The organism is Caulobacter sp. ErkDOM-C (assembly GCF_048541825.1).
In the GTDB taxonomy this organism is placed as follows: Bacteria; Pseudomonadota; Alphaproteobacteria; order Caulobacterales; family Caulobacteraceae; genus Caulobacter.
Map to the genome: position 1 here is coordinate 2,221,365 of NZ_CP183332.1, position 25,969 is coordinate 2,247,333.

Sequence of the window (25,969 nt, forward strand, 5' to 3'; positions counted from 1 at the left end):
GGGGGAGGCGGCCGCCAGGCCGGTGGGGGAAGACCGCAATGGCTCAGCAGCACTACCCCCTCCGATCGCTCCGCGATCGCCTCCCCCTTCGGGGGGAGGACTTGGGAGCGCGCCCTTCGCGTCGAAGGGAGCCATCCCTGCATCTCACGGCGAGATAATCGCCGGTCAGGCTAGGGAAAAGACTGTAGCGACCAGGTCGTTAGGCCTCACCCTGCGCTCACGATCCATAGTCGCGCTGTCCGTCATAGCGCACGACCAGTTCGACGACGGCGAGCACAGCGCCGTGGCCGAGCAAGGCGACGGTCACCCACATCAGGGGCCACTTCATGACGAAGGCGCCGAGCCCAACGCTGATGGTGATGAAGACGGCGGCCACGACGACGTAGCAGGCTCCATGAATCCAGAAGGACAGACGCAGGTCCCAGACAACCTTCTTCTGACGGCTCTGGACGATCTGCGCAGCCTCGATCTCTGGATCAACGCACAGGGCGACGACATCGACGTTGAAGGCGTTCGCCAGCGCCTTGAGCGTTTCGCCCGAGGCCTTCTGTCCGTTCTCGATCCGCTGCAGCGTTCTCAGGCCCACGCCGGCCAGTTGGGCGAGGTGCTCCTGGGACCAGTGACGCTCCTCGCGCCAGCGCTTGATCTTTGCCGTATCGGTCTTGAAGAACATTCTTGGCTCCCACGCCCTGGGTATCAGATGTCCGAGGGAAACCCCAAAGACGACCCCGGCGCCACGCCAGGCTTGCGCCACCGGCCCGCCAGATGCCCGCCACACCCCTGACAAGGGTCTCTTCCAGAAACAAGGAAGGCGGTTGCAGGCCTAATACCAAGCGCCGCTGAGCTCGGCTCCTCGCGCTCTATATCCTCTTCACCCCGGGACTTGTTCCCGGGGCCCATTGTGCAACCGCAGGTGCGGTGCAGAACAGAACGCTCACGAGGAAGCTGACCCATGGGCCCCGGGAACAAGTCCCGGGGTGATGGCGTATTTTCAGATCTGGCCCCTCTGAGGTCAGGATCAACGGCCGTTGGTGTAAGATGGTTCGTCGTGATGATCCGCCAGGGCATGACCATCTTTCCCCGGGCGACCGCTATCCATCGAGGCGAAGTGAAATCACTGGCCTGGGAAAGTTTCCGTCAGCCCGCGTTCCGCCTCCAGCGCCGCCTGCCCTCATGAAGCCATCAGGGCGGAAAGGACCCTAGAACTCTTCCCAATCGCCCGGCCGCGTTGACGGCTCGACCTTCAGGGCGTTGGCCCCCTGCACATAGCGCTGGCGGAAGCTTTCGCGGGACGGGGCGGCGGTGGGGCGCGGAGCCGCAACCGGGGACCGCAGCTCACGAACCTCGGCGCCCACCTGGAACCGGCCGACCAGGCGTTCCAGTTCGGCCGCTTCGCTGGCCAGGGCGTGGCTGGCGGCGGTGGATTGTTCGACCATGGCGGCGTTCTGCTGAGTGACCTGGTCCATCTGATTGACCGCCTGATTGACCTCGGCCAGGCCCACGGCCTGCTCCTTGGACGAGGCGGCAATCTCGCCGACCAGATCGTTGATCTCGGCCACCTGGACCAGGATCTGGTCCAGGGTCTCGCCCGTCTCGCCGACCAGACGCACGCCGCGCCCGACCTGTTCGGTCGAGGTGCGGATCAGGGTCTTGATCTGCTTGGCGGCGTCGGCCGAGCGCTGGGCCAGGGCCCGGACTTCCTGGGCGACAACGGCGAAGCCGCGACCGGCCTCGCCGGCCCGGGCGGCCTCGACCCCGGCGTTTAGCGCCAGAAGATTGGTCTGGAAGGCGATCTCGTCGATCACACCGATGATATTGGTGATCTCGTTCGAGGACTTTTCGATGCCGCCCATCGCCTCGACGGCTTCCTTGACCACCGCGCCGCTGCGCTCGGCATTGATCTTGGCGCTCTGGGTCACTTGGCGGGCGCGGTCGGCGCCTTCGGAGCTGCGCTTGACGGTCGAGGTGATCTGGTCGAGTGCGGCGGCCGTCTGTTCCAGACCGGCCGCGCCGCGTTCGGTGCGCTGCGCCAGGTCGTCCGAGGCCTTGCTGATCTCGGCGCAGCCGGCGCGGATGCTGCGGGCGGCGTTCAGGATACCGGCCATGGTCGCCTGAAGGCTTTCAACGGCGGCGTTGAAGTCGCGCGGCATCTTGCGGGCGTCAGCGGTGAAACTGTCCTCGCGCATCCGCCAGATCAGGTCACCGTCCGCCAGCTTTTCCATGCCTTCGCCCAGGGCCGAAACAGCCGTGGCCTGAGCTTCGGCGCGGGCCTGCGCTTCGATCCCATGGCGCTGGCGCTCGGCCTCGGCGACCGCGCGCTCGGCCTCCTGTTCGGTACGGCGGCGCTGGCCGTCTGCGAGGTCGTGGCGGAAACCGTCGAGGGCCCGGGCGATGGCGCCGATCTCGTCGCCGCCTGCAATGCCCGAGACCGGCCGGTCGTAGTGGCCGGCGCTGAGACTGTCGACCGAACGCGTCAGCCCCGCCAGGGGCCCACGCACCAGGGTCACACTGGCGAAGAACAGGGCCGCCAGCACGGCCAGAGTGATCAGCGCGCCGCCGATGAACAGGATGCGGGCCAGCTTGGTGGCCGGGCCGGTGATGGCGGCCACCGGCACGTCCATGATCAGGGCCCAGGTTGTATTGAGGGCCGGCATGGCGATCGGATGGACGACGCGGATCATCGCGACATCGCCGGCCTTGATTCCCTTGATCTCGACCGCTTTCCCGCCGCCCAGCACGGCGCGCACGGCGTCCGCGCCGGCGTCGCCATAGGCCTTCATGCGAAGGTCAGCGTCGGGGTGGGCCACCCACTGTCCGCCGGAGGAGACCAGCATGACGCGCCCACCCTCGAGCGGGTGCAGGGCGCCCAGCGCCTTGGAAAGATTGTCCAGCGACATGTCCAGACCGGCGACGCCGATCAGCTTGCCGCCTGACATCACCGGCAGGGCGACGGACGACATGGCGACCTGTCCGCCGGCGATGGTCTCGAAATACGGCTCAGTGAGCGTCGGCTTCCCGGACTGCGCCACGCCGGTATAGTAGTCCTCGGCGAAATCAGAGCCGTCTGCCTCGAGTTCCAGACCCGGCGTGCCGTTCTGGTTGACCCAATAGACCGAGAAGCGGCCGTCCTTGTTGGAGGCCAGGGCCGCATTGTCGATGAGCGCGGCGTCGTTGCCGTCCAGCGCATTGGGCTCGGCCATGAACCAGGCGCCCATGACGCTTTCGGTCGCCAGGGCGTTGGGCTTGACCAGGGCCATGAACTTGTCGCGCTCAGTCAGGCCGGCTTCATGGGCCGAGGCGATCGAACCGCGCATGGCGTTGGTGGCCGCTGCGGCCGAACTGATGTCGCTGCGGACCTGCTCGATGGCCTCGTCAGCCACCGCGCCGGCATACTGATTTGTCAGGCCCGAAACGATGGAGCTGGTGTGCGACGAGACCGCCCAGGCGGCGGCGATCAGGAGCAGGCCAATGGCCAGGCCCGCGACCAGGATCAGCTTCCAGGCGATCGTTAAGCGGCGGAACGAGGGCATGGACGGGAGTCTCCGAGGAATCGCCTAGGCTCCGCGACCATCGGCCCCGAATCGTAAATCCGGCATTAACCCAGAGCGGGTGCGACGTTTTGGACGCCCCCAGAACGGGGAGGCGCTCCACCTCTGAGGGAGCGGTCGCAACGCGGCTGCAGGGGCTGGCTCGGCCTTGGCAGAGCTAGCCCCCTCTGGCCCTGCGGACCATGATTCGAAAGGGAGGATCTGGAACGGCTAGCGCGCGTATCGCGCCTTGACCGGCTGGTAGCTGTCCCAGACCACGCCATCGGCCACAGAGCGCAGCAGCTTGATGTACTCGGCGTGCGACCAGGCCAAGGGCGTGGCCGAGTCGGTGCCCTCGCCCCTCACATAAGGATGGGCGGTGTCGGCGCCGACCCCGTCCCAGACCTGTTCGGGGATCAGCAGGCCGTCATTGGCGAACAGCTCAATGGCCCTGACATAGGTCTGGCGCACGGGCTCCAGCGCCCCCGACGCGGGCTTGCCGCGCAGGGTGAGGCGGGCGATCTCGTAGTGGCCGCGCTCGCCGGTGAAGATCGGCCAGACCCGGCCGCGCTGGCCCGGACGCATCTGGTCGCCCGCCCCGTAATTGGCCCCGGTCTTGGTGTCCTCGCCATAGCCGTCGACGCCATAGCGCCGCCAGCCCGGGAAGGTCCCGTCCACGCCCGGGAAGGTGAAGCTGTAGCGGACGCGATAGAGATCCTCCATCGACTCGTCGTCCAGCTCCGGCAGGCTGGCGAGAATGGCCGGATCGTCGGCCGGGCGCACGCCGTAGCGGACGAACTCCAGGAAGCCGGCGTCCAGCATCCTGTCCTCGGGCACGGCCTGCTGGCCGTTGCGCTCTTCAACGGGGCTCCTGTTGTCGGGGTCCTGATCGCTGTTGAGGCGCAGGAAGTATTTGCCGTCGCCCAGCGAGCCCTTGGTCGTGACCATGCGGCTGTCGACCTTGGCCGAATAGTCGTCGGCCGTAGCCCGATAGCGGGCGGCCGAGGCGGCGTCGCCCGAGGCCTCGGCGATCTCGCCCGCCACCACCAGACCGGCGATCACGGCGGCTGTGGTCGAGGGCGAATAGCCGCCCTGCTCTTCCCAGCGCTCCTGCTGGGTGAACGGAGGGATGATGGTGGCGCTGTTCCAGCCCAGCCCGACCTTGCCGCCATCGACCAGGAAGTCGGCGGCCGGCTTGATCATGCTGGCGTAATAGGTCTTCAGCTCGGCCTCGGGCAGCCAGCCCTGCTTCCACAGCTTCCAGCCCAGCATGATCGGCATGGCGGTCTGGTCCAGCTGGACGCCGACCCATTCGGGCGTGCCGTCGACCTCGGACTTTTGCAGGAACCAGCCGCCGGCGCCGGTATTGCCCTTGGTCTTGGGCCCGACCTGAACCGTCGGCAGGTAGTGGAAGGCGGCGAGCGGCGTCTGGATGTCGCCCAGGGCCGCCAGCGCCATGGCGCACTGGTAGAAGTCGCGCGGCCAGACGGCCTTGTAGCCGGTCGAGGGTTTGGAGGCGTCCACCGTGTCGCCCCACGGATTGGACAGCGAGGCGATCAGGGCGCCGGCATAGGTGCGGTCTTCCTGCACCTTCAGCATCAGGGCGCTGGCCTGGACCAGCTTGCCGCCGTCCATGGCCGCTTCGCGCAGGCGGGGCAGTTCGGCCAGCGAGGTCAGCCAGCCTTCCCAGCCGCTGTTGTAGCCGGCCAGAACCTTGACGTAGCCGGTCTTCAGCGAACCGTTGGCGGCGGCGGCGCTGGCGGCGGCGGTCGGGCCAAAGCCGATGGCGTAGTCGATGCTGACTTCATTGTCCGTGGACGGAAGCTGACCCGTCAGCATGATCGCGCCGCGCTCGGGGCCAGTGCTGGCGTAGAGCGTGTCGAGCTTGCCGTCCTTCAGATCGGTCAGGCCGTCCGAAGCGCCGATGAAGCCCGCGCTGGCGGCAACGAAGGGCTTTGAGCCCTTCAGGGTCAGGAACTTGTCGCCTTCATTGGCCGTCAGGGCCGTCTTGCCGGCGGCGCCCGCGTCATTGGCGCCGGTATTGGCCATGTGCGGCTCGAGCAGCAGATAGGGCGTCACCGAACCCTTCAGGGCGCGCACCGTCACGCGCAGGAAAAGGCTCTGGCGGTCCGGGTCGGTAAAGATCCGCTTCTCGATGACAAAGCGGCCCTGCTTGTCGGTGGTGGTGACCTTGTAGGCCGGCGATAGCGGGCGGCCCTGGGCGTCGACGTGCAGATACTCCGTCTTGGCGACGGTGTCGGTCCCTTCGACAGCGAGGCCGGTCGAGGTCTGGACGGCAAAGCGCAGCTGCTTGATCTGGGCCTCGTGGATCAGGCCGTACATGGTCTCGGTTAGCACGCCGTCGGCGATCGAGAACCAGACCTTGGACACCGTTCCGGTCCGGCCGCCGTCCTTGTAGGCGCCGTCGACATAGGCCTCGTACGCGGCGCCCACGCCGGTCTTGGCCGCATAGGCCCAGGTCGAGGGCGCTCCAGGCGCGCCGGGGGCGGTCTGGGCGGACGCGACGCCCGCCAGCGCGCAGGCGGCGGTCGTGGTCAGGGCCAGGGTTTTGAGCATACGCATGGGGACAGCCTCGTGAAGGGAGGGACGGCTAGGCGCGCGCGGGCGCCTTAACCTCATCAGGATCGGTGACGGCGAAGACGCTGATCGCGGCCAGCAGGAAGGACGCCGCGCCCAGCACCAGGGCGAAGATCGCCTGGCCGCTGAAGAAGGTCTTCAGCAGCAGGCCCAGCACGGTGGCGGCCAACAGCTGCGGGATGACGATGAAGAAATTGAAGATGCCCATATAGACACCCATCTTCCGGGCCGGCAGGGCTCCGGCCAGGATCGAATAGGGCGCCGACAGGATCGAGCTCCAGGCAAAGCCGACGCCGATCATCGAGATCCACAGCAGGCCAGGCTCCCGGATCAGCGGGATCGACAGCAGGCCCGCCGCGCCCAGGGTCAGGCAGACGGCATGGCTGATCCGGCGATTGGTCAGCCGAACCATGGTCGGGATCAGCAGGGCCGCCAGGGCCGCAACGCCATTGTAGACCGCGAACAGCACGCCCACCCAGTCAGCGCCCTCGTTATAGGCCTTCGAGGTCGCGTCGACGGCGTGAAAGTGCCAGGCCGACACGGCGGGCGTGGTGTAGATCCACATGGCGAACAGGCCAAACCACGAGAAGAACTGCACCACGGCCAGCTGGCGCATGGTGGCGGGCATCATAAAGGCGTCCTCCAGCACTTCGGAGAAGCCGTTTTCGGTCTGCCCCATCCGCTTGAGGCGCGCGCCGACCACGCCCGCGACGCCGAAAGCGGCCAGCAGGCCGGCCAGGACGTAGAGCTCCTTCTCCAGCCGCAGGGACCAGACCAGCGCCGCCAGGGCCAGGCCGCTCAGCAGGCCACCGAAACCCAGAAGCCCATAGGCATTGATCGACGGATCCGAGCGCTTGAGCTCGGCGGCGGCGTCCTGCATCCGGTCGGCGCGATCAGCCCGCTCGAAGGCGGCCAGTTGCTCGGGGCTGTATTCCTTGGTGGTGAACACCGTCCACATCACCGCCAGCAGCAGGCCCGCGCCGCCGGCATAGAAGGCGATGCGCACCGCGTCGGGGATCTGGCCGGCCGGCGCGGTGTTGGCGACGTTGAACCAGTTGGTCAGCATCCACGGCAGGGCCGAGGCCAGCACCGCGCCCAGGCCGATGAAGAAGCTCTGCATCGCGTAGCCCGTCGAGCGCTGCTCGTCGGGCAGGTTGTCGCCGACGAAGGCCCGGAACGGCTCCATGGTGATGTTGATCGAGGCGTCCATGATCCACAGCGCCGAGGCCGCGATCCACAAGGTCGGCGAGTTGGGCATGACGAAGAGCGCGGCCGTCGTCAGAATCGCGCCCCAGAAGAAGTAGGGTCGCCGGCGCCCCAGCCGGCCCCAGGTCTTGTCGCTGAAATAGCCGATGATGGGCTGGACCAGCAGGCCGGTGGCCGGGGCGGCGATCCACAGGATCGCCAGGTCGTTCACATCGACGCCCAGGGTCTGGAAGATGCGGCTGGTATTGGCGTTCTGCAGGCCAAAGCCGATCTGGATCCCGAAGAATCCAAAGCACATGTTCCAGATCTGGAAGAAACTCAGCTTGGCCTTGGTCATTCGCTTCCCCGCCCGCCCATCGGTTCGTGCCGATGATGCGCAAGTTTTTTCATAACATCTCGCGACTGGCATTTGCGCACGTCGGATAGCGCCGTGCAATCCGGATTTCCCTTATCGCAAGGGATTTCAGGGGTAATGCCAGGGCTCTTCACGTCCATTACGGCTAGACTTGCCTGGATCTCGCGCGCTCAGGCGCCCTGAAGCGCCTCAAGGTTTGCCCGTATTTTGCAAGAATTTGCAAAGTCGCTTCCGGCACGGACCGTATGCGGAGACGTTGATTCAAGAACGCCCCTCTACGCGCTGCTCTCGAACGGTCGTCATCCCGGGACGTGTTCCCGGGACCCATTCGTCAGCCGCATGGGCGGAGCCTGAAAACGCTCTCACGATGAAGCTGAACCAAGGGCCCCGGGAACACGTCCCGGGGTGACGAGGTGTTTAAAAGCCGGCAGCGCCGCGCGCTGCTCCTATTGCCGCGGCTTGCCCTTGCTGGCCGCCATGAAGCGGATGGCCTGACCGCCGCCGGGGGCCAACCGCAGGGTCAGCACGTCGGTGCTGGCGACCTCGCGCTCCTCGATGACGATATCCTGCGGGGCGGTCTTCCAGTCGGCCTTGTCGCCGTCGCGATAGATCTGGGCCTTGTAGCGGCGGCCAGGCTCCAGGAAGCCCAGCGGCGCGGTCAGCACCCGGCCCTCCTCGTCGCTGATCGCCCCCAGATACCAGTCGTCGCTCTTGCGGTCCTTGCGGGCGATGGTGACGAAGTCGCCGATCTCGCCGTTCAACACCAGGGTTTCGGACCAGTCGGTGGGCACGTCCTCGATGAACTTGAAGGGCTTGGGATTGGCCTCATAGTTCTCCAGCAGATCGGCCGCCATCTGGATGGGGCTGTAGATCGTGACATACAGCGCCAGCTGCTTGGCCCAGGTGGTGGCCACCCCGTCTGGGGCCTTGGTCTTCATGCCGAAGATGCCCGGCGTGTAGTCCATGGGTCCGGCCAGCATGCGGGTGAAGATCAGGTTGGTCTCGTGCTCGGGCGGATTGCCGGGCTGGCCCCAGGCGCTGAACTCCATGCCCCGCGCGCCCTCCCGCGAGATCCAGTTGGGATAGGTGCGGCGCAGGCCGGTGTCCTTGATCGGCTCGTGGGCATTGATCGCAATCTGGCGCTCGGCCGCCTCGGTGACGACCTTCAGGTGATGCCGGGCCATGTCCTGGCCCTCGTGCCAGGCGAAGTGGACCTTGCCGTCCAGACCCATCACCTTGGCCTGGCCGGCGTCGGCGACATAGCCGGTCTTCACGGCGGTCACGCCGAGCTTTTTGTAGAGGTCGAACCCGGCCTCCATTTGGCTCTCATAGTGCGCCGCATTGGCCGAGGTCTCGTGGTGGCCGATCAGCACGACGCCCTTTTCGCGGGCATGATCAGTGACGCGCTTGATGTCGAAATCGGGATAGGCCTCCGTAAAGCTGAAGTCCTGGCCATTGCCGAACCAGTCGCCGTCCCAGCCGACATTCCAGCCCTCAACCAGCACGCCGCCCAGGCCGTGTTTGGCCGCAAAATCGATGTGCTTGATGGCGTTTTCCGTGGTCGCGCCGTGCTTGGGACCGGACGCCCAGGTCTTCTTGTCCAGGTGCATTTCCCACCAGACGCCGACATATTTCATCGGCTTGATCCACGAGACGTCGCCCAGCTTGTTGGGTTCATTGAGGTTCAGGATCAGGTTGGAGGTCACCAGGCCGCCGGCGGTGTCGGCGATCTGCAGCGTCCGCCAGGGCGTCGGGAACGGCGCGGCGCGCTCCACCTTGGCGCCGCCGATGCCCGGCGTCAGGTTGGCCTTGAAGCGCCGCCCCTCGACCCGCGTCAGGTTCATGCCCGAATAGTCGACCAGAGCCGCCTCGTGAAAGGCGATATGCAGGCCATCGTCGGTGCGCACCGTCATCGGGGTCTGGGCGTCGCCGACCTCTTCGGCCCGCGTGCGGTTATAGAGATATTCCTCGCGGTTCCATTCGAAGGCGGGGATCCACCAGACCGTCGCCGGTTCGGCCAGGCTGAACTCGGTCAGTTCCTCGCCGATCTTCACGGTCTTCAGGTTGGTCTGGTCGGGGAACTCGTAACGGAAGCCAATACCGTCGTCATAGACGCGGAACACGACGTCGAAGCGGCGCTGCAGGCCGTTCTTCTCGGCCAGGGTAACGCGCAGCTCGTTATAGTGATTGCGCACGAACCGGCGCTCGCCCCAGGGCTGCTCCCAGGTCTCGTCAAAGCTTTTGCTCGCCTCGCCGGCCAGCGCCAGATTGCGCTCCAGCTTGGGCGCGTCGACCAGGATGAAGCCCAGGCGCGACGGGGCGATCACCGGCTTGCCCAGACGCGACACCGCATAGCTGGGCCGACCGTCGCCGTCGGTGGTCACCTCGACCGACAGCACATTGTCGGGCGACGCGATCCGGGCCGAGGTCGCCGCCACGGATGGCGCGGCGACCAGCAGGAAGGCCGCCAGGGCTAGGCGAAACAGCATGCGGAAACTCCACGAAGGTCGGCAGCGCCCGGACTTGCCAAGCTTCCCTGCCGACGCCTAAACAGGCTTATGAAAACTTTTGCGGCAAATTTTGCAGTCGAGGCCCGGATCGTATGAGCAAGGGCGTCACCCGACTGGAAGACCTGGCCAAGATAGCCGGCGTCTCGATCTCGACCGCCTCGCGGGCGCTGAATGACAGCCCCGCCGTCAACAAGCGCACCAAGCAGGCGATCTGGAAGCTGGCGCGCGAGATGGACTATCCGTTCCGCCGCTACATGCCCGCCGGCCCGATCGGCGCCGAAGCGACGATCGCCATCGTCGTGCCCCGTCCGCAGGGTCGCGACAGCGGCATGTCCGACCCGTTCTTCCTGGAGCTGCTGGCCGGTGTCGGCGAAGCAGCCAGCGAGCGCGGATGCGACGTGCTGATCAGCCACATCGCGCCGGCCAATTTCGAGGATCTGTCGGTAGCCATGACCACCAGCCGGGCCGAGGGCGTGATCTTTCTGGGCCAGAGCTCGCTGCATGCGGCCTTCAACCGCCTGGCTGAAACCGAGGGCCGTTTCGTGGTCTGGGGTGCACAGCTGCCCGACCAGAACTATTGCTCGGTCGGCTCCGACAACCCGATGGGCGGCCGCCGGGCGACGCTGCACCTGGCGCGGCTGGGTCGTAAGCGCATCGTCTTCCTGGGCGACACCGAGGCCCCGGAAGCCATGCAGCGCCATCGCGGCTATCTGGACGCGCTGGAGCATCAGAAGCTGAACATCGATCCCGACCTGATCGTGCCCGCCCACTTCGAGGTCGAGTCCGCCGAGGCGGCCATCGACTCCCTGATCCATCGCGGCGTGGCGTTCGACGGCGTGGTCGCGGCCTCCGACCTGATCGCCCTGGGCGCCATCCGCGCCCTGAAACATGCCGGCCTGTCGGTGCCCGGCGATGTCTCGGTGGTGGGTTTCGACAACGTGCCCTTCGCCCGCTACAGCAGCCCCGCGCTCAGCACCATCGCCCAGGACACGGCCAAGGCCGGCCGTCTGATGGTCTCCAAGCTGCTGGACGCCAGTGGCGAAAAGGCCAGCCGGTCGGAACGGGTGCCCACGGACCTGATCATCCGGGAAAGCTGCGGGGGGTGACCCCTTAAGCCGCGTCATCCCGGGTGAAGCGAAGCCGAAACCCGGGACCACGGTGCGTGCATGCGCCTGGTACGGTCCCGGCTCTTGGCTGCGCTTGGGCCGGGATGACAAGCTAGACCCGCCGCGCCATCAGTCCGCCGCAAGCCGGCATAACCCCGTCCTGGGTCAGGTTGACGCTCTCGACCACAGCCCAGCCGCCCGGCAGCGACCAGGCGACGGGTTCATGGCCCAGGTTGAACACGCAGAGCAGCGCCTCGCCCCCCTCCCCGCGTTCGAAGATCAGCAGGGGGGTATTGGTCTCGACGAAACTCACCACGCCCGTCCGCAGAGCGCGATAGGCGCGACGCAGCGCCATTAGCCGGCGCGTCACATGCAGGGTCGAGGCGGGATCGGCTTCCTGGGCGTCGACGGCCAGCGGCAGATGGACCGGATCGACGGGCAGCCATGGCTCGACGGCCGAGAACCCGGCATTGGGCGCGATCGAAACCCACGGCATCGGCGTGCGGGCGCCGTCGCGACCCAGGGTCTGGGGCCAGTTGGTGATGGCTTCGGGATCCTGCAGACGCTCGAACGGCACGTGGGCCTGGGGCAGGCCCAGTTCCTCGCCCTGATAGACGAAGACATTGCCCCGCAGCGCCACCAGCAGCAGCAGCGCCATTTCGGCGAAGGCCTTGCGGTCGCGCCCCTCGGCCCAGCGCGACACAGCCCGCGGCGCGTCGTGATTGGAGAAGGTCCAGGAGGGCCAGCCCTCGCCGTCCCCGCCCATCCACATCGCCGCGCCTTCGCGCACCATCTCGGCGGTCAGGCGGTCGGCATAGAGATACAGGAAGCCATAGGCGCTGTTGAGACGATCCTCGCCGGCCGTGAACAGCTTCATCTCGCGATCGGCGTGGTCGCCGCCCACCTCGGCCACCGAGAATCGGCCGCCGTGGGCGTCGGTCAGGGCCCGCAGACGGCTCAGGAAGGCCGGAATGTCGGCGTGGCTCTGGTTGTGGATCTTGTCCTGGAAGTCGAATGGCCGGGTGCGCTTGCCGCCGGGCGGCAGGGGCGGATTGTCGGTCAGGGCCGGATCGTGCATCGAGAAGTTGATGGCGTCGAAACGGAAGCCTTCAACGCCACGGTCGATCCAGAACTTGGCGCTGGCCAGCAGGGCGTCCTGAACGGCCGGCGCATGGACGTTCAGCTGCGGCTGCGAGGCCAGGAAGTTGTGCATGTAGTACTGGCCGCGCCGGGCGTCCCAGGTCCAGGCCGGGCCGCCGAACACCGACTGCCAGTTGCTGGGCGGCGAGCCGTCGGGCTTGGCGTCGGCCCAGACATACCAGTCAGCATGCGGATTGGTGCGATCCTGACGGCTGGCCTCGAACCAGGCGTGCTCATCGGAGGTGTGCGAGAACACCTGGTCGATGATGACCTTCAGGCCCAGGCCATGGGCCTTTTCGATCAGTCGATCGAAATCGGCCAGGGTTCCGAAGATCGGGTCCACGTCCAGATAGTCCGAAACGTCGTAGCCGAAGTCCTTCATCGGTGACTTGAAGAACGGCGACAGCCAGATGGCGTCGACGCCCAGCGAGGCGATGTGCTCCAGGCGCGCGGTGATGCCCGGCAGGTCGCCGACGCCATCGCCGTTCGAGTCGGCGAAACTGCGCGGATAGATCTGATAGATCACCGCGCCGCGCCACCAATCGGCGTCCATGGCGGGCTCCACAGCCGGACGTGAAAGAACCTTGACCGTCACTGTAGCCCCTCGGAAACGCAAATCATGTAGTCCAGCGGGCCGACCTCGACCCGATAGCTGCCGGCAGCGCTGGCGGTCCCGGCGCAGGCGCCCCGCACGGACCGCCAGGCGCGCGAGGTCGTTTCGACCTCGACCTGGGCGGTGATCGGCGTGGAGCCTGTATTGTAGACGACAAGGTATTCGCCCTGCTCGCCAAGCCGCGAGAAGGCCAGGATACCGGGTTTGTCGCTCTGGGCCCGCAACACCTGACGACCCGAGCGCAGGACGGCATGACCGCTGCGAATCTTGGCCATGTCGGCGATGCGGCGATAGAGCGGCCCGTCGGTGCGGTAACTGTCTGCCGCCGCCTTGGCCGTGTTCCCGACCAGCCGGTTGTCGTTGTAGCTGGCTACCTGGCTGGCGAACATGTCCTCGCGACTGTCGGCATAGCCCCCGTCGCCGGTAAAGCCCTGCTCGTCGCCGTAGTAGATGGTGGGCACACCGCGCGAGAACATCATCAGGGCGTGGCCCAGGGTCACGCGGTCCAGGAGTTCGGCGTCGGAAATTCCCGGATTGGCCTGCAGCACGAAGTGGCCAAAGCGGCCCATGTCGTGATTGCCCAGGAAGGTGGGCAGTTGCAGCGCAGTCGCCTCGCCACCCTCATAGACCGCGTCGCTGGCGAACACTCGGGCCAGCCGATCCGTGCCGGCCTTGCGCGCCACGATCTCGGTGACCGTGGACTGGAAGGCAAAATCCAGAACCGCCGGGAAGCCGTCGACCCGGGTGTGACGGGCCAGGGTGGCGACATCGCTGTCAAACACCTCTCCGAAGATATGAAAGTTCTCGATGCCCCTGGCCTTGGCCCGCGCCCGCATGGCCGGGATGAAGGCCCGCCAGAACGCGGGAGCCACATGGCGCGCGGTGTCGACCCGGTAGCCGTCGATGCCGAAGTCGTCGATCCACTGGCCATAGATGTCGATGAAACCCTGCACAACGCGCGGGTTCTCGGTGAACAGGTCATCCAGCCCGGCGAAGTCGCCGTCCAGCGAGCTCTCGCCGGCAAAGGTGCTGTCGCCGCGATTGTGATAGTAGGCCAGGTCGTTCAGCCAGGCGGGCGTCTTGCCGGTCGCCTCGTCGGCCGGAACATAGGGGCTGTAGGCGTAGTCGGGCCGGGTCAGCCTGGTAAAATCGCGACCGTCGAAGCCCTCATTGATCGCTGCGCCCGTCACCCCGCCGCGCCGGGCGTAGGGATAGTCGGCCTTGCCGCGATAGCCGCAGTCATTGGCCGAACACTCGCGGTACTGGATCACATCGGCGGTGTGGTTGGCGATGATGTCCATATAGACCTTCATCCCGCGCGCATGGGCGGCGTCGACAAAGGCCTTGAACTGCGCCCGCGTGCCAAAATGCGGGTCCACGTCGGTGAAGTCGGTAATCCAGTAACCGTGGTGAGCCGCCGATTCACGGCCTGGCGATCCCTGCACCGGCTTGTTGCGGAAGATCGGCGCCAGCCACACGGCCGTCGCGCCCAGGCCCTGGATGTAGTCGAGGCGCTGGGTCAGGCCCTGCAGGTCGCCGCCATGATAGAAGTCCGCCCGCGTCGGATCAAAGCCGGTAGCCAGCGGACCGCCGGTCAGATCGCCGCGATCATTGACCGCATCGCCATTGGCGAACCGGTCCGGCAGAACAAAATAGATCACCTCATCGGAAGCCTTGCGCTGCAGATAGACGGCAGACTCAGGCGCGGCACCAGCCACGCCGGCGCCCCCTGTCATAGCCATGCCGGCCGCCATGGCCACCAGCCGTTGTCGCCAGGAGCCCCAGGCCGACATCGTTTCCCCCTAAACCGCGCAACCGAGCCGTTATCGGCCCTGGCCACTGCAATAATTTGCATAAATTTGCAGCCGCCTTGCCTAGCTGTCAATCGCAACAACGTCATTCCTTAGCGGATAATGGGCGCATCCCCATTGAATAAGAGGCAATTTTACATCACCCACGGCCAGAAACAGGCTCCCAAGGCTTGCGCTCTGACAGGGTTTGCGTTTTTTTGGGTTGATTACACCGCGTTAATTTGCAGTAATTTGCACAACGGCTCCGACCGCAGCGTCAGAAACGCGCAGAGCCGATACAGGGAGGGTGAGACTATGAACTCAAGAACTCAGCACAACCGCGTGCGTCTGATGGGCGGCGCAGCGACCAGCTTGGCGCTCTTGTTCGCCTCGGCCGGTATGGCTCAGGCCCAGGAAACCACCACCAAGACCGCCGAGGATACGGCCGTCGAGGAGATCGTGGTCACCGGCATTCGCGCCAGTATCGAAAACGCCATCGCGCTCAAGAAGACCTCGACCTCGATCGTCGAAGCCATCTCGGCCGAAGACATCGGCAAGCTGCCGGACAACTCCATTGCCGAATCCCTGGCCCGCCTGCCCGGCCTGACCGCGCAGCGCCTCGACGGCCGCGCCCAAGTCATCTCGATCCGCGGCCTTGGCCCCGACTTCACGTCCACGCTGCTGAACGGCCGCGAGCAGGTCTCGACCGGCGACAACCGCGGCGTCGAGTTCGACCAGTATCCGTCGGAAATCCTCTCGGGCGTTCTGGTCTACAAGACCCCGGACGCGTCGCTGATCGGTCAGGGCCTGTCGGGCACCGCCGACCTGCAGACCATCCGCCCCCTGAAGTACGGCAAGCGCATTCTCTCGGCGAACGCACGCTACGAGATGAACAGCGAAGACAAGCTGAACCCGGACGCCAAGGACACCGGCCACCGTTTCAGCGCCACCTATGTCAACCAGTTCGCCAATGACACCGTCGGCGTCGCCCTGGCTGTTTCTGACATCTCGACCCCGACCCAGAGCCGTCGCTTCAACGCGTGGGGCTATCCGACCATCAACGCGGCCAATGACCGCGTGATCGGCGGGGCCAAGCCGTACAACCAGTCCAACAACCTCAAGCGTACCGGCGTCATCGGCGTTCTGGAATACAAGCCCAACGACAAGCTGAGCACGTCGCTGGACCTGTACTATTCGGAATTCGCGGAAAAGCAGATCCTGCGCGGCATCGAACTGCCCCTGCAATGGTCGTCTGCTTCGCTGCAGCCCACCCGCACCACCGAAGCCGGCCTGATCACCCAGGGCACCTTCGCGGGCGTCAAGGGCGTGATGCGTAACGACCTCAACACCCGGGACACGACCCTCAAGTCAGCCGGCTGGAACGTCAACTACCAGACCGACAACGGCTGGGGTCTGGTCGCCGACCTGAGCTACTCCTCGGCCGACCGCACCGACGTGATCTTCGAATCCTATTCGGGCACGGGTCCCAACGGCGTCGGCGCGACCGACACCCTGGGCTTCACGACCACCCCGGGCGGCGGCACGGTGTTCCGTTCCACGCTGGACTACACCAACGCCAACCTGTTCGTGCTGACCGACCCGCAAGGTTGGGGCGGCGGCGCCGCCGGCGGCGCGCTGACCCAGGCGGGCTTCTACAACACCCCGTCCATCACCGACGAACTGTCGGCTGCGCGCTTCACGGCCAAGCACGACCTGGCCTGGGGCCCGATCACCAATGTCGAGGTCGGCTTCAACGCCAGCCGTCGCGAAAAGGAAAAGGAAGTCCACGAAAGCTTCCTGACCTTCGGCGGCCGCATCGCCCAGGGCGCTCCGCTCAGCCGCGCCATTCCGACCGCCGCGATCGTCGGCGTCGCCAAGCTGGACATGATCGGCATCTCGGGCATGCTCGCCTATGATCCGACCTACCTGCTGAAGAACGGCGTTTACACCCTGATCGCCGACCAGAACCCGGCCGTGCAGACCCGCAACTGGTCGGTTCGCGAAGACGTCCAGGTGGCCTACGCCAAGTTCGGCATCGACACCCAGGCCGGCGAGATCCCGGTTCGCGGTAATGTCGGCCTGCAGGTGGTTCGCACCGATCAGTTCTCGAAGGGCGTGGCCGTCAATCCGAACGATACGGCCAATCCGACCGTGACCGACGACGGCGACACCTACACCTACGCCCTGCCCAGCCTGAACCTGACCTTCGACATGGGCAACGAGCTCTATGTCCGCGTCGGCGCGGCCCGCACCCTGGCCCGCGCCCGGATGGACGAACTGCGCGCCAGCCAGTCGTTCAACCAGAACATCGTGCGCCTGACCTCGACCGATCCGAACACCTCGTACTTCAGCGCCAACGGCGGCAATCCGAAGCTGCGGCCCTATATCGCCGACGGCGTCGATGTGTCGGTCGAAAAGTACTTCGGTCGCTCGGGTTACATCTCGGCGGCGGTCTACCACAAGGAGCTGTCGAACTTCGTCAACTCCAGCTCGTCGAGCCTGAAGGACTTCTCCGACTACCTGTTCCTGCTGAGCCCGGCTCAGAAGGCTGCGCTGGGCACGACCCAGGGCCTGGTTTCCGGTCCGGACAACGGCGAGGGTGGCTTTATCCGCGGCATCGAACTGTCGGCCTCGGTCCAGGGCGACATGCTGTGGCAGCCGCTGAAGAACTTCGGTCTGATCGTCAGCGGCTCGTTCACCGACAGCGAAGTCTCGCTTGAGAAGAACCAAGATCCGATCACCATCCCGGGTCTGTCCAAGAAGGTCGTCAACACGACGTTCTACTATGAAAACAACGGCTTCAACGCCCGGGTCAGCAACCGCTATCGCGGCAAGTTCCTGGGTGAAGTCGCCGGCCTGAGCGCCGCGCGGATCTTCCGCACGGTGGAAGCGGAATCGGTGCTCGACGCCCAGATTGGCTACGAGTTCCGCGACGGCCCGTTGACCGGCATGGCCCTGCTGCTGCAGGCCAACAACATCACCAACGAGCCCTTCAAGACCTACGACAACAACGATCCGCGCCAGACCATCGACTATCAAGAGTATGGCTCGACCTACATGATCGGCGTTTCCTACCGCTACTAGACGGTCCACTATCCCCAACTACAGCCCCCGCCAGAGCGATCTGGCGGGGGCTTTTTTATGAGAGACCCCTTCAGGGGCAAACCGGGCGGAACAGTGATGGCGGACGGCGGGCTGAAGTCCCTGACCATTGTCGGCGGCGGAACCGCAGGCTGGATGAGCGCCGCCATGCTTTCGCGCGCCCTGGGACCGACGGTGGCGATCACCGTGGTCGAGTCCGACGAGATCGGCACGGTCGGGGTCGGCGAAGCCACCATCCCGGCGATCAAGCTGCTGAACAGCTTTCTGGGCCTGGACGAGAACGACTTCCTCGCGGCCACCAACGGCACGATCAAGCTGGGTATCGAGTTCGTCGACTGGCACACGGTCGGCCAATCCTATCTGCACGCCTTCGGACCGGTCGGTCGGCCGCTGGGCATGGCGCCCTTCCATCACTACTGGATGCGCCGTCGCCTGGCGGGCCGCGACGAGAGTCTCTGGGACTATTCGCTGAACGCCCTGGCCGCACGCGCCGGCAAGTTCGATCGGCTGCAGACGGCGGGCGGGGGCTATCTGGAGGGCTTGGTCCACGCCTATCACTTCGACGCGGCGCTCTACGCCCAGTACCTGCGCCGCTATAGCGAAGCGCAAGGCGTGCGCCGCGTCGAGGGCCGCATCGTCGGCGTCGACCAACACCCAGAGACGGGCTTCGTCACCAACCTGACCCTGCAGGACGGCCGCACGGTCGGCGGCGAGTTCTTCATCGACTGCTCGGGCTTTCGCGGTCTGCTGATCGAGGAGACGCTGCACACCGGCTATGACGACTGGCGCAGTTGGCTGCCGATGGACAGCGCCATCGCCGTGCCCTGCGCATCGGTAACGCCACTGACGCCCTTCACCCGGTCCACCGCGCGCGACGCCGGCTGGCAGTGGCGCATCCCGCTGCAGCACCGCACCGGCAATGGCCACGTATTTTGCAGCGAGCACATCAGCGCCGCCGAAGCGACCGAGGTGCTGATGCGCAACCTCGACGGCGCGCCCCTGGCCGAGCCGCGCCAGCTGAAATTCACGACCGGCAAGCGCAAGCGGTTCTGGAACAAGAACGTCGTGGCCATGGGCCTGGCCAGCGGCTTCATGGAGCCGCTGGAATCGACCAGCATCCATCTGGTGCAGTCGGCTCTGGGCCGCCTGATCGCCCTGTTTCCAAACGGTGACTTCAACGCCGTCGAGATCGACGAATACAACCGGCAGACCGCGCTGGAATACGAGTACATCCGCGACTTCCTGATCCTGCACTACAAGGCCACCACCCGCGAAGACACGCCGTTCTGGCGGGCCTGCAAGGCCATGGACATCCCTGACACCCTGAAGGCCCGTATTGACCTATTCGCCCAGTCAGGACGGCTGTTCAGCCAGGAAGACGACCTCTTCAAGGAGGCCAGCTGGATCCAGGTGCTGATCGGCCAGGGCGTGGTCCCTGCCGCGACCCATCCGCTGACCCGGGTCGTCACCGATGCGCAGTTGGACGAGTACCTGGCCAATATCCGCCAGATCATGAGCCGCGCGATCGAGGGGCTGCCCAGCCATGCCGACTTCATCGCGCGCCATTGCGCGACAGGCTCCCGCCCCGCCGCCTGACCTTTGCCTTCCTCAGCTCCCCTGAAGCCCCCGCCGGACCTGCCCGGTGGGGGCTCTTTTTTGACCCTAGCCTGACGCGCGCGGCGAAATGGCCCATTAAGGTTGTCAGGGCATGCTCCAGCGCGATTTTGGAGAGCTCCGATGGTTACGACGTCCAAGCCCTTGAAGGCGCTGCTCGCGATGACCAGCGCCGCGGTCCTGCTCAGCGCCTGCGCCAGCGCCGATGACGTCGCGGCCCTGCGCCAGCCGGCCATGCCGCCGGTGGCGATCGCCAAGGCGGCCCAGCACAAGCCCTTCTTCCGAAATGTCTCGCTGCAGGCGGTCGAGGGCGCGCCGGAGTTTCGCTGGTTCGACGGCGGCGCGATCATCACCACCCGCCCCACCCGCGTGCAGGTGGTCGAGAATCTTACGCGCCACCTGGATCGCGCCGACCTGCTGGCCCGCAGCCGGCTGGACAGCGAATACATGCTGTATGTGCGGTTCGACGAACTGCGCGGACCCAGCCTCTGGCTGGGAACCGACAAGCTGGCCTCGGCCCGCGTGACCTTCCGACTGGTGCGCTGGCGCACGGGCGAACTGGTCAGGGAATCCACCGTCGAGACCAGCTATCGCGCCGCGTGGACAGGCTTTACGCCCGAAATGACCCGCGCGGCCCTGGGCGGTCCGCTGCTGGCCTCAAAGGACGCCGTGCTGGCTCCCGTCGGCGGCGCGCTCAAGGGCTTGGCCCTGGGCTATTATGTCAACCAGAACCTGGTCGTCTCGATCGCCGACGCGCCCTATGCCGGCCTGGTCGGCGCGTTGGAAGCCTCGCGGATTGGCGGCCCCAGCCACGCCCCGGCAGGCTTCGCCGCGGCCTTCGCCGCGGCCGCTGCGGTGGGCAGCGCCAGCGGCCGCTTCACCGATCTTGAGGCCATGCTGGCGGGCGGCGTGATCACCGCCGCCGGCGCGGCCGCCGGTCCGACCCCGGTCGCCCGCCCGGTTTCGGCCGATGGCGAGGTGACCACCGCCGTCGCCGGCCGCGCCCGTCGTCTGGCCGCCACGCGCGGCCTGATGGACCTGGCCTTCGACCAGTTCATGGCCGAACTCAGCGAGGACGGCTCGGTCAACTACAAGACCGCCGTGTCCTGCGCCGCCCTGAATGGCTTCAGCGGCAAGGGCCCCTACCTGCGCGAGAACGCCAGCAGCTATGCGGTCGACTGCCCCGGCTCGTCCTACAACGAGAGCAAGACCCAGCAGGTCTATCCCTCGCGGTTCTAAGCCTGGATCAGACCCTGATGCTCATCGCCTTCATGAACCGCATGATCTCCAGCGGCTTCATGGCGGCGGTGTCCACGTCGATCAGCACCCGCTGGATCTGGCCCTTGAAGGGGTTTGGCCCTTCATAGGCGCGCGAGACCCGATTGCCGTGGTCAGCCCCAACGCAGAAGCCGTCATAGCCTGGCGCGAACAGCACCCGGTCGAACTTGCGTTCAGCCACCTTGCGGCCATTCACAAACAGCGCGCCGCGCCCCTCGAACGGGCGTGAGGTCATGGTCTGCTGGTACTTCACCTTGACGTTGCCGCGCGGCAGGCGCGCCGGCGAAGCGATGATCTCGCTCCAGGGCACAAGGCTGGTCTCGTAGATCAGCCGGCCCTTGTCGACATACAGTACATAGCCTGCAGGCATCGAGCCATGGGCGATCAGCACGCCGTCCTCATCGCCATTGGGGCGTGACAGCTCCAGTTCGATGGTGTGGGAAAGTCCGCAGACGATGGGCGACACATCCGTCGGGATCGGGTCGATCGGCGGCCGGATGTCCCAGCGCTTGCGCAGCTTGGCGGCGCGCGTCTGGACCAGCTTCAGCAGCAGCGGCCGATCGTCCAGCGGCAGGACGTCGTGGTCGGCGGCGGCCTTGTTCCACTTGTCCTTCAGGCGCGCGACGACATCGGCATGATCGGCCGAGACGTCGCGCAGCTCGTTGGGATCCAACGCGGTGTTGTAGAGCCCCCAGTGGTCATCCTCGAACGGCTGTCCGCGCTGGTGCTGGGCGACCAGCCGCCAGTCGCCTTCCTGGAAGGCGCGATAGCCGCCCAGCTCGTAATACTGGTCGGTTCGCGTCGCCGCCTTGGGCGAGGCGAAGGTCGGGGCGACACTGGCGCCTTCCAGCGGCTTTTGCGGTTCGCCGCGATAGAGCTCGGGCTGCTTGACGCCGCAGGCCTCCAGCAGGGTCGGGTAGAGATCGACCACGTGCACGAACTGCTTTCGCACCCCGCCCTTCTCGTCCACGCCCTTGGGCCAGGAGACGATCAGCGGATCGGCGACGCCGCCCAGGGCGGTGTTCTGCTTGTAGAGCCGATAGGGCGTGCCGGAGGCGTTGGTCCAGCCGATGGGATAGTGCGGGAAGGTGCCGTCCTCGCCCATGGTGTCGTACAGGGCCAGGGCCTCGGCTTCCGAGGCCGGACGTCCGAACGCCGGGCCAAACAGGTTGGGCGTGCCGGTTTCGGTGCCCTCGGCCGAGGCGCCGTTGTCGGAGAACACCACCACCAGGGTGTTTTCGCGCACCCCCATGGCCTCCAGCTCGGCCATGACCGTGCCGATGGCCCGGTCGACGCCGGTGACCATGCCGCCATAGACCTCCATATAGCGGGCATAGAGCCGCTTCTGGTCGGCGGTCAGCTCGGCCCAGGGCTTGGCGCCCGGCGACAGAGGCGGCAGCTGCGTCTCGGCAGGCATCAGGCCCAGGGCCTTCTGGCGCTCCAGGCGCTGCCTGCGGATCTCGTCCCAGCCGGCCTCGAACTTGCCGTTGTAGAGATCGCGGTCGGCGGCCTTGGCCTGCAGCGGCGAGTGGGCCGCGCCGAAGGCCAGCTGCATGAAGAACGGCTTGTCCGGCGCCATCAGCTGCTGGGTGCGCAGATAGGTGACCGCCCGCTGGGCCAGATCGTCGGATAGGTAATAGCCCTCCCCGCCCGCCTCGACCTGCGCCGTGCCCTCATAGAGCGCGCCGGGATGGAAGTGGTCGCTGGAGTGGCCCTGATACCAGTAGGCCCGCTCGAAGCCCCGCTGGGTCGGCCAGTTGTGGAACGGGCCCGTCGGACCGGAGTGGTCGGCGTTGTTGACGTGCCACTTGCCCAGCAGGAAGGTCGACCAACCGGCCTCCACCAGCACCTCGGCCAGGGTGGCGTTCTGGCGGGTCAGGTCGCCGCGATAGCCGGGATAGCCGCTGTCGATATCGGCCAGCCAGCCCATGCCGGCCGAGTGGTGGTTCAGCCCGGTCAGTAGCGCCGCGCGCGTACAGGAGCACATGGCCGTGGTCCGGAAGTTGGTATAGCGCAGCCCCTTGCCGGCCAGGGCGTCCAGGGCCGGGGTCTGCAGCTCGCCGCCGTAGCAGCCCAGGTCGGCGAACCCGACATCGTCGAGGATGATCACGACCACATTAGGCGCGCCGGCCGGGGCCTTGGCCTCTTCGGCGTGGGCAGGCCGCGAGTCCTTGAACGACAGGCCGATCTTCGCCGCCTTGCCCTTGCCGACGGCCTTGGGCGTGAGGATGCCGCTGGTCGCCGACTTGAGGGCCGCCCCGCCAGCCACGACCACGCCGGTTCCAACCACGCCCAGTCCGGCGCCCAGCAGTAGCGAGCGACGGTCGATCTTGGGTTTGTTGTCGTCATCCATGATCTGTCTCCGAGGCTCAGGCCTGAGGCCGGGCCAGGCCGCGATAGCCCAGGACCATGATCACGAGCAGGACTGCTTCCACGACGATCGGCTGGAGCAAGGGCGGCGAAAAGCCGGTCAGGGCCAGAGACAGCAGCCGCCCGCTGAGAGCGATGCCGAGCAGCGTGATCGGCACCAGCAGCAGGTCGCCACGATTACGGACCGCCGCCAGCAGGGCAAAGACGCCTGCGGCGCCAAAGAAGCCTCCCAGGTCGGCGCGCATCGACGCCAGACCCAGGGCGCCGATCGGCTCGAGACCTAGCTTGGCGCCCAGTTCCGCCGGCCGGATCCAGAAGGCTACAGCCATGAGCAAGGCCAAAAGGCCCGCAACGCCAACCAGGCCTCGTGTCAGTTTTTGCATAGGTCCACCCTGTCATAATTATTGTGGCAATATAACTGCCACTTTATTGACCTGGCAATAGGCGTCGCTATCGGGGGCCTTCCAAAGGCTCACCCCAGACCTCCACATGCCCCTGCCGTTCCACCCGGCGCTGGGTTTTCAGGGTCAACAGGGACGACAATCCTGTGGCCAGCAGCAGGGCCTGAATCTCCGCCTCTCCGGGTCCGCCCGCCGCGTCCTGGACTTTTTGCAGCAGGAACAGTCGGTAAGGCATGACCGCGACCTCAATAGGCGTGCCGCGCCATTCAAAAGCGACCTTGCCCAGGGCCCGGTCGCCGGGACGGGCGAGACCATTGGTCCCCGCTTTCAGATCCGGCCGCGCCTCCAGCCATTGACGGGCGAAGCCGACCTGGGCGCTGATATCGGGCAGATAGTCCTCGGCGACAAACCGCAGGAGATCGATCAGGCTTTGCGGCACGCCGTCATCGGCAAAGAGCTGCGGCGGCGGGCTGCCATAGTCGCCGGAGTCGAGGTCGGGCGCATTCATGCGCTCGACCCAGCGCCAGACCCGGTAGGCGCGGCGTTTCATCAAATCGGCAGGATAGGTGTCCCGCGCCAGATGCGCATAGAGCGGGCCAACCAGGCCATAGTCGCCGATCGTCGGCCTGCCGCCGAGGAGATAGGGCGAATGCTCAAGATGCGCCTCGAACAGGTCGAGAAACTGCTCATAGGCCGCCTCGACCGCCGGAATGGAGGCCTCGCTGACGCCGAATGACGCCATCGCCGCACGCATGCGCCGACTGGCATTGGCATAGACCGCTTCACCGTCTTCGTGGGTCGCTCCAGGCGCCAGGGTCGCAATGAAGTCGCGCTGAAGGAAAGGCTGGTTGATGTCGTCGAAGTTCCAGCGGTAGTGCATGGCCGGCCGCAGCAGGCCCTCACCGCCGAACAGTTCAAAGATCTGGCCGATCACGCGGTGGCGTGGCGTATCAGGGTAGGTTTCCCAGCGCCCCTCGCCCTGCGCTTCAAGGGTCTCGATGATGTTCGAGCCGTCCTGGATCAGGGAGCCGTCAGGGGCCTCGAGGACCGGCATGATCCAGCGGCCGATCTGGGGGACGATCTCGGCCCGGAACCTCGCCGCGCCGACCGAACAGTTCTCGAAATCAAGGCCCTGCTTGATCAGATAGGACCGCGCCTTGGCGGTATAGAGCGACCCCGGCGTGCCATGGAGCTTGTAAATCACTTGCGCCTCCCCTGCAGGAACGGTGGACCGCGCCTATTTTGCCGATATAATCGCACTAACAGTGCCACTATTTCAAGATGGCGGGAGTTGAGACCATGACCCTGGCCTATGACCTCTACTGGTCCTTCCGCTCGCCCTATTCGTACATGATCACCCACCGCCTGACCGCGCTGGAGCGCGAGTTCGACGTGGTCGGCAACATCCGTCCGGTCTATCCGCTGGCCGTGCGGACGCCGGAGTTTTTCGAAACCCGCGACCCGTTGTGGTTCAGCTATTTCATGCAGGACATCCACCGCGAGGCGGCCTTCCTGGGCCTGCCCTTCCGCTGGCCGATCCCGGACCCGGTGAAAATGGACTTCGCCACCCGCACCTATCCCAAGGAGCAGCCGCACATTCACCGCCTGACCCACATGGGCGTCGTGGCAGCGCAGTTGGGGCGCGGCCTGCCCTTCCTGACCGAGGTCAGCCGGGTGATCTGGAGCGGCGAGGTCGACAACTGGCATGAGGGTGATCACATCGCCCGTGCCGCCGAGCGTGCCGGCCTGGACGCCGCTGCCCTGATGCGAACCGTCGATACGGAGGCCGAGCGTCTGGCCGCCATCGTCGAGGAAAGCCAGGTCGCCCAGCGCTCGGCGGGCCATTACGGGGTGCCGATGATCGCCTTTAACGGCGAGGCCTTTTTTGGACAGGACCGCTTCGATCAGTTCAAGTGGCGGCTGGACCAGCAGGGCCTGACGGCGCGCGCCTGAGGGCCAGGGCCAAGGCAGCCATCTGGACGAATAACAGAACAAGGTTGAACGGCTGTCCCGGCACCGTGACGGGCAAGGGGCGCCAGAAGTACAGATTGACGACCGCCAGCAGGGTATCGACGGTTTGCATGGCCAGAAACAGGGCCAGCAGATCGCGGCGGCGCGCCACGACATAGAGTTCGAATACACCCTTGGCCATCTGGGCCAGGCCGAGCGTCGCCAGAAACGACACTATGGTCTCGCGGTTTGTGGACAGATCAAGACCCGCGATCGAACGGGCGCCGCCATCGGCGGTGAAGGTATGGATCGCGCCCCGTCCCAGATTGATCAGCCCCATAAGGCCCAGCACCACCAACGGTATCCAGCGCATCAGATCACTCTCAGGCAAGGGTTGGAAAGACCACGC

Annotated in this window: 16 protein-coding genes; 5 read left to right on the forward strand and 11 right to left on the reverse strand. The window is 66.1% G+C overall.

The genetic code is table 11. From position 1 onward, the window contains the following. Positions 1-217: 217 nt before the first annotated feature. The 5 genes from ACN2C8_RS10890 to ACN2C8_RS10910 all read right to left on the reverse strand — a co-directional run bounded on the left by ACN2C8_RS10890 (position 218) and on the right by ACN2C8_RS10910 (position 10,175). Complete coding sequence (locus tag ACN2C8_RS10890; protein ID WP_419251764.1) at positions 218-673, reverse strand: helix-turn-helix domain-containing protein; 456 nt, start codon at positions 671-673, stop codon at positions 218-220. 526 nt (positions 674-1,199) lie between these two features. After that, entirely contained in the window at positions 1,200-3,530 is a 2,331-nt protein-coding gene (locus ACN2C8_RS10895) for a methyl-accepting chemotaxis protein (protein ID WP_419251765.1), read from the reverse strand. A gap of 228 nt (positions 3,531-3,758) precedes the next feature. Further along, positions 3,759-6,110, reverse strand: a complete 2,352-nt coding sequence (locus ACN2C8_RS10900; protein ID WP_419251766.1) for a glucan 1,4-alpha-glucosidase — start codon at positions 6,108-6,110, stop codon at positions 3,759-3,761. Between the two features lie 28 nt (positions 6,111-6,138). Then, positions 6,139-7,668, reverse strand: coding sequence for an MFS transporter (locus ACN2C8_RS10905; RefSeq protein WP_419251767.1), 1,530 nt, complete (start codon positions 7,666-7,668; stop codon positions 6,139-6,141). Between the two features lie 464 nt (positions 7,669-8,132). Continuing rightward, positions 8,133-10,175: a glycoside hydrolase family 97 protein gene (locus ACN2C8_RS10910; RefSeq protein ID WP_419251768.1), complete on the reverse strand. Its 2,043-nt coding sequence runs from the start codon at positions 10,173-10,175 to the stop codon at positions 8,133-8,135. Positions 10,176-10,288: 113 nt separating this feature from the next. On the opposite strand from ACN2C8_RS10910, the gene ACN2C8_RS10915 reads away from it, so the two are divergent. Continuing rightward, on the forward strand, positions 10,289-11,302 hold the full coding sequence (locus ACN2C8_RS10915) for a LacI family DNA-binding transcriptional regulator (protein ID WP_419251769.1): 1,014 nt from the start codon (positions 10,289-10,291) through the stop codon (positions 11,300-11,302). A 112-nt stretch (positions 11,303-11,414) separates the two neighbouring features. On the opposite strand, the gene ACN2C8_RS10920 is transcribed toward ACN2C8_RS10915, so the two are convergent. After that, complete coding sequence (locus ACN2C8_RS10920) at positions 11,415-13,058, reverse strand: alpha-glucosidase (protein ID WP_419251770.1); 1,644 nt, start codon at positions 13,056-13,058, stop codon at positions 11,415-11,417. Next, complete coding sequence (locus tag ACN2C8_RS10925) at positions 13,034-14,848, reverse strand: alpha-amylase family glycosyl hydrolase (protein WP_419251771.1); 1,815 nt, start codon at positions 14,846-14,848, stop codon at positions 13,034-13,036. Before ACN2C8_RS10925 ends, ACN2C8_RS10920 begins: the two co-directional genes overlap by 25 nt. 312 nt (positions 14,849-15,160) lie before the next feature. Here ACN2C8_RS10925 and ACN2C8_RS10930 point away from each other — a divergent pair, with 312 nt between their 5' ends. From ACN2C8_RS10930 to ACN2C8_RS10940, 3 genes are all read left to right on the forward strand, one after another. Next, complete coding sequence (locus ACN2C8_RS10930; RefSeq protein WP_419251772.1) at positions 15,161-17,929, forward strand: TonB-dependent receptor; 2,769 nt, start codon at positions 15,161-15,163, stop codon at positions 17,927-17,929. A 96-nt stretch (positions 17,930-18,025) separates the two neighbouring features. Further along, positions 18,026-19,543, forward strand: a complete 1,518-nt coding sequence (locus ACN2C8_RS10935) for a tryptophan halogenase family protein (RefSeq protein ID WP_419251773.1) — start codon at positions 18,026-18,028, stop codon at positions 19,541-19,543. A gap of 141 nt (positions 19,544-19,684) precedes the next feature. Then, positions 19,685-20,800 carry a hypothetical protein gene (locus tag ACN2C8_RS10940; protein ID WP_419251774.1) on the forward strand — a complete coding sequence of 372 codons (1,116 nt, stop codon included), beginning with the start codon at positions 19,685-19,687 and terminating at the stop codon, positions 20,798-20,800. 7 nt (positions 20,801-20,807) lie between these two features. Here ACN2C8_RS10940 and ACN2C8_RS10945 read toward each other — a convergent pair whose 3' ends face one another. The 3 genes from ACN2C8_RS10945 to ACN2C8_RS10955 all read right to left on the reverse strand — a co-directional run bounded on the left by ACN2C8_RS10945 (position 20,808) and on the right by ACN2C8_RS10955 (position 24,814). Continuing rightward, on the reverse strand, positions 20,808-23,192 hold the full coding sequence (locus ACN2C8_RS10945) for an arylsulfatase (RefSeq protein ID WP_419251775.1): 2,385 nt from the start codon (positions 23,190-23,192) through the stop codon (positions 20,808-20,810). Positions 23,193-23,208: 16 nt separating this feature from the next. Then, on the reverse strand, positions 23,209-23,538 hold the full coding sequence (locus ACN2C8_RS10950; protein WP_419262185.1) for a hypothetical protein: 330 nt from the start codon (positions 23,536-23,538) through the stop codon (positions 23,209-23,211). Positions 23,539-23,659: 121 nt separating this feature from the next. After that, a complete protein-coding gene (locus ACN2C8_RS10955; protein WP_419251777.1) occupies positions 23,660-24,814 on the reverse strand; it encodes a glutathione S-transferase family protein in 1,155 nt (384 codons plus the stop codon). 95 nt (positions 24,815-24,909) lie between these two features. Between ACN2C8_RS10955 and ACN2C8_RS10960 the strand changes: the two genes are divergently transcribed. Next, complete coding sequence (locus tag ACN2C8_RS10960; protein WP_419251778.1) at positions 24,910-25,563, forward strand: 2-hydroxychromene-2-carboxylate isomerase; 654 nt, start codon at positions 24,910-24,912, stop codon at positions 25,561-25,563. On the opposite strand, the gene ACN2C8_RS10965 is transcribed toward ACN2C8_RS10960, so the two are convergent. Beyond that, positions 25,520-25,933 carry a hypothetical protein gene (locus ACN2C8_RS10965; protein ID WP_419251779.1) on the reverse strand — a complete coding sequence of 138 codons (414 nt, stop codon included), beginning with the start codon at positions 25,931-25,933 and terminating at the stop codon, positions 25,520-25,522. The two genes, ACN2C8_RS10960 and ACN2C8_RS10965, sit on opposite strands and share 44 nt — an antisense overlap. Positions 25,934-25,969: the final 36 nt, after the last annotated feature.

Coding starts and splice junctions, on each gene's coding strand:
- ACN2C8_RS10945 (WP_419251775.1), bottom strand. CDS start 23,192: ATGGATGACGACAACAAACCCAAGATCGACCGTCGCTCGCTACTGCTG.
- ACN2C8_RS10900 (WP_419251766.1), bottom strand. CDS start 6,110: ATGCGTATGCTCAAAACCCTGGCCCTGACCACGACCGCCGCCTGCGCG.
- ACN2C8_RS10940 (WP_419251774.1), top strand. CDS start 19,685: ATGGTTACGACGTCCAAGCCCTTGAAGGCGCTGCTCGCGATGACCAGC.
- ACN2C8_RS10950 (WP_419262185.1), bottom strand. CDS start 23,538: ATGGCTGTAGCCTTCTGGATCCGGCCGGCGGAACTGGGCGCCAAGCTA.
- ACN2C8_RS10925 (WP_419251771.1), bottom strand. CDS start 14,848: ATGTCGGCCTGGGGCTCCTGGCGACAACGGCTGGTGGCCATGGCGGCC.
- ACN2C8_RS10905 (WP_419251767.1), bottom strand. CDS start 7,668: ATGACCAAGGCCAAGCTGAGTTTCTTCCAGATCTGGAACATGTGCTTT.
- ACN2C8_RS10965 (WP_419251779.1), bottom strand. CDS start 25,933: ATGCGCTGGATACCGTTGGTGGTGCTGGGCCTTATGGGGCTGATCAAT.
- ACN2C8_RS10960 (WP_419251778.1), top strand. CDS start 24,910: ATGACCCTGGCCTATGACCTCTACTGGTCCTTCCGCTCGCCCTATTCG.
- ACN2C8_RS10890 (WP_419251764.1), bottom strand. CDS start 673: ATGTTCTTCAAGACCGATACGGCAAAGATCAAGCGCTGGCGCGAGGAG.
- ACN2C8_RS10935 (WP_419251773.1), top strand. CDS start 18,026: ATGGCGGACGGCGGGCTGAAGTCCCTGACCATTGTCGGCGGCGGAACC.
- ACN2C8_RS10915 (WP_419251769.1), top strand. CDS start 10,289: ATGAGCAAGGGCGTCACCCGACTGGAAGACCTGGCCAAGATAGCCGGC.
- ACN2C8_RS10895 (WP_419251765.1), bottom strand. CDS start 3,530: ATGCCCTCGTTCCGCCGCTTAACGATCGCCTGGAAGCTGATCCTGGTC.
- ACN2C8_RS10910 (WP_419251768.1), bottom strand. CDS start 10,175: ATGCTGTTTCGCCTAGCCCTGGCGGCCTTCCTGCTGGTCGCCGCGCCA.
- ACN2C8_RS10930 (WP_419251772.1), top strand. CDS start 15,161: ATGAACTCAAGAACTCAGCACAACCGCGTGCGTCTGATGGGCGGCGCA.